The organism is Pseudomonas sp. SDO524_S393 (genome assembly GCF_054071875.1).
The window spans coordinates 1-7,942 of record NZ_JBSVVZ010000124.1; the positions used below are offsets into that span (position 1 = coordinate 1).

The window sequence follows — 7,942 nt, forward strand, 5'->3', positions numbered from 1 at the left end:
GCGGTTTGCCTGATACACCGCTATCGCAGGCAAGCCAGCTCCCACAGTTGATCTCGGTTGTCTGGCAGGAATCAGTTCGCCAGACGCACGCCGCCGACGCTTCCGCTCAGTTCATACGCTGCCAACTCCGCCTGGTGCGCCGCGAGGATTTCCGGCAGCGAACCGCGCAGGTATTCCACCCAGGTCTTGATCTTCGCATCCAGGTATTGGCGCGAGGGGTAGATGGCGTACAGGTTCAGCTCCTGGGAACGGTAGGTCGGCATCACCCGCACCAGCGTGCCGTTGCGCAGGCCTTCGATGGCCGCATACACCGGCAACAGGCCGACGCCCATGCCGCTGGTGATCGCGGTTTTCATCGCATCGGCGGAGTTCACCAGGAACGGCGAGGTGTTGATGGCCACGCTTTCCTGGCCTTCAGGGCCGTTGAAGGTCCACTTGTCCAACTGGATCACCGGGCTGACCAAGCGCAGGCAGGCGTGGTTGAGCAAGTCCTGCGGGCGTTGCGCGCAGCCCTTGGCCTTGACGTAGTCCGGTGAGGCACAGGCGATGCTGTAGGTGATGCCCAGGCGCTGGGACACGAAACCCGAGTCCGGCAGTTCGCTGGCCAGCACGATGGACACATCGTAGCCCTCATCCAGCAGGTCGGGCACGCGGTTGGCCAGGGTCAGGTCGAAGGTCACGTCCGGGTGGGTACGGCGGTAGCGGGCGATGGCGTCGATAACGAAATGCTGGCCGATACCGGTCATGGTGTGCACTTTCAACTGCCCGGCGGGTCGGGCATGGGCGTCGCTGGCTTCGGCCTCGGCTTCTTCGACGTAGGCCAGGATCTGTTCGCAGCGCAGCAAATAGCGTTTGCCGGCTTCGGTCAGCGCGATGCGTCGGGTGGTACGGTTGAGCAGGCGGGTTTGCAGGTGGGCCTCGAGGTTGGAGACCGCGCGCGAGACGTTGGCGGTGGTGGTGTCCAGTTGCACGGCGGCGGCGGTGAAACTGCCGGCTTCGGCCACGCAACTGAAGGCGCGCATGTTTTGCAAAGTGTCCATGGAGTGTTCTCAGGGGAGATAACAAATTGTGACAGAAAGTTACGCCGTCCAGTGATCCCTACCAACGGATTATCGCCTGAACGGTAACAAAGATTCACAGGAATGCCAGCTTATCGTCCTCCCTGCCGCCACCTAGAATTGCGCCACCTTTCCCGCTCCACCTCTCAGGAATACGCGTGCCGTGCCGCTTCGCATCAGCAGAGAGCTAAAGACTCTCAGTGTTTTGGCCTTATTGTCAGCAATCAGCGGCTGCATCGGAACCGGAGGAATCGCCCCCCAAGGCCAGGCCCTCAGCGCCAATACCCTCGCCACCGACGAAGCGATCCAGAGCGCCGCCCGTGATGCCCGCTGGCCCACCGCGCAATGGTGGCAAGCCTACGGCGACCCGCAACTGAACCGCTGGGTCGAACTCGCCACGCAAAACAGCCCGAGCCTGGCCATGGCCGCCGCACGAGTACGTGAAGCGCAGGCCATGGCCGGGGTGGCGGAGTCCGCCGAGTCGTTGCAGATCAACGGCGAAACCAGTCTCAAGCGCCACAACTGGCCGAAGGATCAGTTCTACGGCCCCGGCGAGCTGAGCGGTGCCAACACCTGGGACAACAATGCGTCCCTGGGCCTGAGCTACGCGCTGGATCTGTGGGGCCGCGAAAGTAACACCACCGAGCGCGCCGTCGACCTGGCGCACATGAGCGTTGCCGAAGCGCGCCAGGCCCGGCTCGAACTGCAGAACAACGTGGTGCGCGCCTATATCCAGCTGTCGTTGCACTACGCCAATCGCGACATCGTTGCCGCGACCCTGGTCCAGCAACAGCAGATTCTGGACCTGGCCAACAAACGCCTGAACGCCGGGATCGGCACCCACTTCGACGTCAGCCAGGCCGAAACGCCGCTGCCGGAAACCCATCGCCAACTGGACGCCCTCGACGAAGCCATCGCCCTGAGTCGCAACCAGTTGGCGGCATTGGCCGGCAAAGGTCCGGGAGAGGGCGCGCAGTTGCAGCGCCCGACACTGGCCCTGGCCGCCCCCATAAAATTGCCGTCGAGCCTGCCCGCGCAATTGCTCGGCCAGCGCCCGGACGTGGTCGCCCGCCGCTGGCAGATCGCGGCCCAGGCCCGCGGCGTCGACGTAGCCCACGCCGGCTTCTACCCCAACGTCGACCTGGCGGGCAGCCTCGGCTACATGGCCACCGGCGGCGGCATGCTGGAGTTTCTGGCCGGCAGGAAATTCAACTACAACGTCGGCCCGGCGATCACCTTGCCGATCTTCGACGGTGGCCGCCTGCGCGCCGAGCTTGGCGAAGCCAGCGCGGGTTATGACATTGCCGTGGCCAAGTACAACCAGACTTTGATCAATGCGCTCAAGGGCATCAGCGACCAGTTGATCCGCCGCGAATCCATGGACAAGCAAGCCGCCTTCGCCGCGCAATCAGTGGCCTCGGCGCAGAAAACCTACGACATCGCGATGATCGCCTATCAGCGTGGCCTGACCGATTACCTCAACGTGCTCAACGCCCAGACCTTGCTGTTTCATCAGCAACAGATCGAGCAGCACGTACAAGCCGCGCGCCTGAGTGCCCATGCCGAACTGGTCACTGCCCTGGGCGGCGGCCTGGGTGCTGGCGACGATGTCCCGCGGCCTGCCAAGACCCTCCCGAGCAAGACCCCGGCGGCGCTGGCCGTGTTTGATCACTGAGCAGGTTTCGATGACTCGCTTGTCTGCACCGCTGCGCTGGCTGCACGCCCTTGAGTGGCGCCGCGGTTTTTTCGACTGGGCCCGCAGTGACGGCGTGACCTGGGTGTATATCTTCAAAGTGCTGATCGCCGCGTTTCTCACTCTGTGGCTGGCCATGCGCCTGGAGTTGCCGCAACCACGCACGGCGATGATCACCGTGTTTATCGTGATGCAACCCCAGAGCGGACAGGTGTTCGCCAAGAGCTTCTATCGCTTCCTCGGCACCCTGGCAGGGTCGACAGTGATGGTGTTGTTGATCGCCTTGTTTGCGCAGAACACCGAGCTGTTCCTCGGCGCGTTGGCGATCTGGGTGGGGCTCTGCACGGCTGGCGCCACGCGCAACCGCAACTTCCGCGCCTATGGTTTTGTGCTGGCAGGCTACACGGCGGCAATGGTCGGCTTGCCGGCGCTGGCCCATCCGGACGGTGCCTTTATGGCGGCGGTGTGGCGCGTGCTGGAAATTTCCCTGGGGATTCTGTGCGCCACGCTGGTCAGCGCCGCGATCCTGCCGCAAACCTCCAGCGCCGCGATGCGCAACGCGCTGTACCAGCGTTTTGGCGTGTTCGCGCTGTTCGTCACCGACGGACTGCGTGGCCGCAGTCAGCGCGAGGGTTTCGAGGCCAGCAACGTGCGCTTCATCGCTGAAGCCGTGGGCCTGGAAGGGCTGCGCAGCGTCACGGTGTTCGAAGACCCGCACATGCGTCGGCGCAATGGCCGGCTCAGCCGCTTGAACAGCGAATTCATGAGCATCACCACACGCTTCAATGCCTTGCACCAGTTGCTCGAACGCCTGCGAGCCGATGCGGCGGACCACGTCGTCGCCGCGATCAAGCCTGGCCTGCAGGACCTGGCCGAACGGCTCGATGGTTTCTCTGGGCGGGCCCTCACCAGTCCCGATGCTGCAAGGCTGGTGGCGCAGCTCACCACCTACAAAGACGGCCTGCCCGCCAAGGTCCGTGCCTTGCGCGCGACCTTCCAGGAAGGCGACCCCAGCGAAGCCGAGCAGTTGGATTTCCACACCGCTTACGAGCTGCTTTACCGCTTTGTCGACGACTTGCACAACTACGCGCAAACCCACGCATCACTGGCCGATCATAGCCACGAACGCGAGCGGTGGGACGAAACCTTTATCCCCAAGACCAACTGGCTGGCCTGCGCTGCGTCGGGCATTCGCGCGTCATTCATTCTTGTTGTGCTCGGCAGTTATTGGGTGGCCACGGCCTGGCCCAGCGGCGCTACCATGACCCTGATCGCCGCCGCGACTGTAGGGCTTTCCGCCGCCACGCCCAACCCGAAACGCATGGCCTTCCAGATGGCCTGCGGCACGTTGATCGGGGCGCTGGTGGGCTTTGTCGAAATGTTCTTCGTGTTCCCCTGGATCGATGGCTTCCCGCTGCTGTGTGTGATGCTTGCGCCGGTGATCATCTTCGGTGCGTTCCTGGCGTCGCGTCCGCAATACGCGGGCGTGGGCATCGGCTTGCTGATTTTTTTCAGCACCGGCTCGGTGCCTGACAACCTCACGGTCTACAACCCTTACACCTTCATCAATGACTACATCGCCATGGTCCTCGGCATGCTGGTATGCGCGGCGGCGGGAGCGATCATCCTGCCGCCGAACAGCCGCTGGCTGTGGCGCCGGTTGGAGCAGGACCTGCGTGAGCAGGTGGTGTATGCGATCAGCGGCAGGCTCAAGGGCCTGGCGTCAAGCTTCGAAAGCCGCACCCGCGACCTGTTGCACCAGGCTTATGGCCTGGCGGTCGGCCAGCCGCAGGTGCAACGCGACCTGCTGTGCTGGATGTTCGTGGTGCTGGAAGTCGGTCACGCAATCATCGAGTTGCGCAAGGAACAGGCGATGCTGCCGGTGCATCCGGCGTATGCAGAGTCCCAGCCGTGGCGCCAGGCGATCCGCGCGATGGGCCGCTCGCTGGTGCGGTTGTTCCTGCAACCCAGCGCGAGCAACCTGGAGCGCGGCCTGATTGCCGTGGACCACGCGATCAGCCGCGTACAGGCCACCGACGAACCCTTCGCCCCACACTTCGACACCTCGGCCCTGCGCCGGGTGAAGAGCTACCTGCACTTTATCCGCACCTCGTTGCTCGACCCGCAATCGCCACTGGCGGCCCTCAAAGGAGCCCCGCATGCCCCGTGAAATCGCCTTCCACGGCGTGTACATGCCGACCATGACCCTGATGTTTCTGATCGCAGCCGGGCTTGCCTGGGCGCTGGACCGTTGCCTGGCCGGGTACGACCTGTACCGTTTTTTCTGGCACCCGGCGCTGTTGCGCCTGAGCCTGTTCGTTTGTCTGTTCGGCGCGCTGGCGCTGACCGTCTACCGTTGAGAATGCCGCGATGAAAAAGTTTTTCAGCCTGCTCGCCACCTTGCTGGTCCTGGCGTTGGCGATCTGGATTGGCCGTACGCTGTGGGTGCACTACATGGATACCCCGTGGACCCGCGATGGCCGCGTGCGCGCCGACATCATCAACGTCGCCGCCGACGTCACCGGTGAGGTGGTGGACGTGCCGGTGCGCGATAACCAGTTGGTCAAGAAGGGCGACCTGCTGATGCAGATCGACCCCGAGCATTACCGCATCGCGGTCAAGCAAGCCCAGTCACTGGTGGCTTCACGCAAAGCCACCTGGGAAATGCGCAAGGTCAACGCCCATCGCCGTGCCGACCTCGACGCCCTGGTGATCTCCAGGGAAAACCGCGACGACGCCAGCAACATCGCCGACTCGGCCCTGGCCGATTACCAGCACGCGCTGGCGCAACTGGAAGCGGCTGAGTTGAACCTCAAGCGCACCCAAGTGGTGGCGGCGGTGGACGGTTATGTCACCAACCTGAATGTGCATCGCGGTGACTATGCCCGTATCGGCGAAGCCAAGATGGCCGTGGTGGATATGAACTCGTTCTGGGTGTATGGCTTCTTTGAAGAAACCAAGTTGCCCCATGTGAAGGTGGGCGATAAAGCGGACATGCAGCTGATGAGCGGCGAGACCTTGAAGGGCCATGTGGAAAGTATCTCGCGGGGCATCTACGACCGCGACAACCCCGAGAGCCGCGAGCTGGTGGCCGATGTGAACCCGACTTTCAACTGGGTGCGGTTGGCCCAGCGCGTACCGGTGCGGATTCGCATTGATGAAGTGCCGGAGGGCGTGTTGTTGGCGGCCGGTATCACCTGCACCGTTATCGTCAAGCCATCACAAAACTAGCGGGTGGGCACCGATTTGTGTGGGAGCTGGCTTGCTCGCGAATGCGGTCGATCAGTTGCATATGAGCTGACTGACACACCGCATTCGCGAGCAAGCCCGCTCCCACATTTGACCGCGTTATGCCTTGATGAAGGTCTCATGCAGATGGCGCCATAAAAGCGCACCGCTGGTCTGCTTCTCGAATACCACCGTGGCGCGGCGATCGGTCTGCGTGCCGCTGTCATCCACCTGATGCTCGCGGTAAGTCACCGTTGCACCGCGCGCGTGCAGGTCAATCCCGGCCATTTCACTCAAGGTGATCTTCAACCCCGGGCGCATGCCACCCAGGCGCGTGAACAGGGCATTGACCCCGGCTGCATTCACGCGCGTCCCGGTCGCAGGGGCAACCATGCTGAAGTCAGGGGAGAAGCGTGCGAGCAGGTTTTCCAATGTGCCTTGCGGCGCAACGCCGGCGAACCATTGCTCGATCTCGACGTGGGTCTGGATCACTTCTTCAAAAAAGTCGCTGTAGTCGATCATTACAAACTCCGTTCCAAGCCAAAGCGCTTCTTCAAGACGCGTTCCAATAAACCTTTGGGCAACAGCGCCGCCATCAGCGGCAACGCCCGGCTGCCATTGCCCGCGCGCAGCAGGCGTGGTGGGGTGGATTGTTGGACGGCCTTGAGCACCTCGGCGGCAAATACCGCTGCCGGGGTCGGTTTGTCCTGGGAGGCCTGGCTGCGTGCGCGGATGCCGTCGCGCAACGGCCACCAGGGTGATTGTTCGTTGATCAGCAATTCGGCCTGGGCGCCGGCGTTTTTCGCGAAGCTCGTGTTAATCGCGCCGGGCTGCACTTCCATGACCCGCACGCCAAACGGCGCCAGTTCCATGCGCAGCGCGTCGCTCAAGACGTGCACGGCGGCTTTCGAGGCGCAGTAGGCGCCGGCGAACGGCGTGACCAATACGCCGGAAACACTGCCGATATTCACCACCAGCCCTTTGCTGCGGCGCAGGGCGGGGAACAGCGCCTGGGTCACGCCGACGAGGGAAAATACATTGGTTTCGAATTGGCGCTGCATCGCCTCGGTGCCGCCGTCGAGCAACGGGCCCATGGCGCCGTAGCCGGCGTTGTTGATCAGCACGTCCAGTTCGTCGATGTGAGCGGCCAGGGTTTGCAGCGCGGCGCTGTCGTTCACATCCAGCAGCACGGCGTGGAAACCGGCGTCGTTGAGGGCGATCACATCCGCTTCGCGGCGGGCGCTGGTCAGCACGTGATAGCCGGCCGTCTTGAAGGCATCCGCGAGGGCGCGGCCAATGCCGCTGGAGCAGCCGGTGATAAGCACATTAGGCATGGATCAATCCTTTGTCAGTCCGAGAAACTGCCTTGCAGGTGTTCGGCACGAAATTCCAGGGTTTGCGGGCGATAACCGGGGCGCAGCGGGGGCGCGGGCAGGCAGTCATCCCAGGTAGCGCCGGCCTGCAGCTCGCCGGGGCCGCGGTAGCGCGGGGCGGCGTAGACATTGTCGGCGAGGTTGACCGTGTCGCCCGGCGCATAGGCGGCGACGCGCCAGCGCAGTTCGGTGAGAGGCACGTCGTTGCCGTTGTTCAGGGTCAGTTTCAGCGGGCGGTCGGCGGGGCAGTCTTCGGGGGCATAGCTGATGCGCAGTTCCAGGCGCGCCAGTTGAGAGGCTTCACGGTTATCCAGCCACACCACCCAGACCGCCACGAAGCCCAGGCCCACGGCGGCGGCCAGCGACACCGGCAATGCCCTGGCCGGGTAGCGCAGCAGCAGGATCAGCCAGGTGATGATCAGGAGAACGCCGAAGAACATGGAGGCCACCTCGAGTTGGGAACGAGCATCCTAACTCAAGCTTGGGTGGGATTGGTCAGCTTGAGATAAGTGTTGACTCGTCGGGCCCCATCGCAGGCAAGCCAGCTCCCACAGTTAACCGCATTCCAAAGGATGTACTCGGTCAACTGT

The 7,942-nt window shown here is 63.4% G+C and carries 8 protein-coding genes; 4 read left to right on the plus strand and 4 right to left on the minus strand.

Features of this window, described 5'->3' with window-relative positions:
• Positions 1-71 precede the first annotated feature (71 nt).
• Entirely contained in the window at positions 72-1,040 is a 969-nt protein-coding gene (locus ACW9IB_RS28880; RefSeq protein ID WP_457367049.1) for a LysR family transcriptional regulator, read from the minus strand.
• A 181-nt stretch (positions 1,041-1,221) separates the two neighbouring features.
• Here ACW9IB_RS28880 and ACW9IB_RS28885 point away from each other — a divergent pair, with 181 nt between their 5' ends.
• Genes ACW9IB_RS28885 through ACW9IB_RS28900 form a run of 4 tightly spaced genes read left to right on the plus strand, consistent with a single transcriptional unit; the run spans position 1,222 to position 5,982 of the window.
• Positions 1,222-2,733 (plus strand): efflux transporter outer membrane subunit, encoded by a 1,512-nt coding sequence (locus ACW9IB_RS28885; RefSeq protein WP_457416711.1) that lies wholly within the window; start codon positions 1,222-1,224, stop codon positions 2,731-2,733.
• A 10-nt stretch (positions 2,734-2,743) separates the two neighbouring features.
• Positions 2,744-4,921, plus strand: coding sequence for an FUSC family protein (locus ACW9IB_RS28890; protein ID WP_457416713.1), 2,178 nt, complete (start codon positions 2,744-2,746; stop codon positions 4,919-4,921).
• The gene (locus ACW9IB_RS28895) at positions 4,911-5,111 is read left to right on the plus strand and encodes a DUF1656 domain-containing protein (RefSeq protein ID WP_457416715.1); all 201 of its coding nucleotides are present in this window, start codon (positions 4,911-4,913) and stop codon (positions 5,109-5,111) included. Before ACW9IB_RS28890 ends, ACW9IB_RS28895 begins: the two co-directional genes overlap by 11 nt.
• A 10-nt stretch (positions 5,112-5,121) precedes the next feature.
• Positions 5,122-5,982 carry an efflux RND transporter periplasmic adaptor subunit gene (locus tag ACW9IB_RS28900; protein WP_457416717.1) on the plus strand — a complete coding sequence of 287 codons (861 nt, stop codon included), beginning with the start codon at positions 5,122-5,124 and terminating at the stop codon, positions 5,980-5,982.
• 117 nt (positions 5,983-6,099) lie between these two features.
• On the opposite strand, the gene ACW9IB_RS28905 is transcribed toward ACW9IB_RS28900, so the two are convergent.
• From ACW9IB_RS28905 to ACW9IB_RS28915, 3 genes are read right to left on the minus strand one after another with little or no spacing between them, the layout of a single operon-like run.
• Complete coding sequence (locus ACW9IB_RS28905) at positions 6,100-6,501, minus strand: DUF4440 domain-containing protein (RefSeq protein WP_457416719.1); 402 nt, start codon at positions 6,499-6,501, stop codon at positions 6,100-6,102.
• Complete coding sequence (locus tag ACW9IB_RS28910) at positions 6,501-7,313, minus strand: SDR family oxidoreductase (protein ID WP_457416721.1); 813 nt, start codon at positions 7,311-7,313, stop codon at positions 6,501-6,503. Before ACW9IB_RS28910 ends, ACW9IB_RS28905 begins: the two co-directional genes overlap by 1 nt.
• 14 nt (positions 7,314-7,327) lie before the next feature.
• Positions 7,328-7,792 carry a multidrug transporter gene (locus ACW9IB_RS28915; RefSeq protein WP_457367055.1) on the minus strand — a complete coding sequence of 155 codons (465 nt, stop codon included), beginning with the start codon at positions 7,790-7,792 and terminating at the stop codon, positions 7,328-7,330.
• Positions 7,793-7,942 lie beyond the last annotated feature (150 nt).

Bases quoted from the DNA above. Each gene is read 5' to 3' on its own strand.
- ACW9IB_RS28890 (WP_457416713.1), top strand. From the start codon at position 2,744: ATGACTCGCTTGTCTGCACCGCTGCGCTGGCTGCACGCCCTTGAGTGG.
- ACW9IB_RS28895 (WP_457416715.1), top strand. From the start codon at position 4,911: ATGCCCCGTGAAATCGCCTTCCACGGCGTGTACATGCCGACCATGACC.
- ACW9IB_RS28880 (WP_457367049.1), bottom strand. From the start codon at position 1,040: ATGGACACTTTGCAAAACATGCGCGCCTTCAGTTGCGTGGCCGAAGCC.
- ACW9IB_RS28910 (WP_457416721.1), bottom strand. From the start codon at position 7,313: ATGCCTAATGTGCTTATCACCGGCTGCTCCAGCGGCATTGGCCGCGCC.
- ACW9IB_RS28905 (WP_457416719.1), bottom strand. From the start codon at position 6,501: ATGATCGACTACAGCGACTTTTTTGAAGAAGTGATCCAGACCCACGTC.
- ACW9IB_RS28915 (WP_457367055.1), bottom strand. From the start codon at position 7,792: ATGTTCTTCGGCGTTCTCCTGATCATCACCTGGCTGATCCTGCTGCTG.
- ACW9IB_RS28900 (WP_457416717.1), top strand. From the start codon at position 5,122: ATGAAAAAGTTTTTCAGCCTGCTCGCCACCTTGCTGGTCCTGGCGTTG.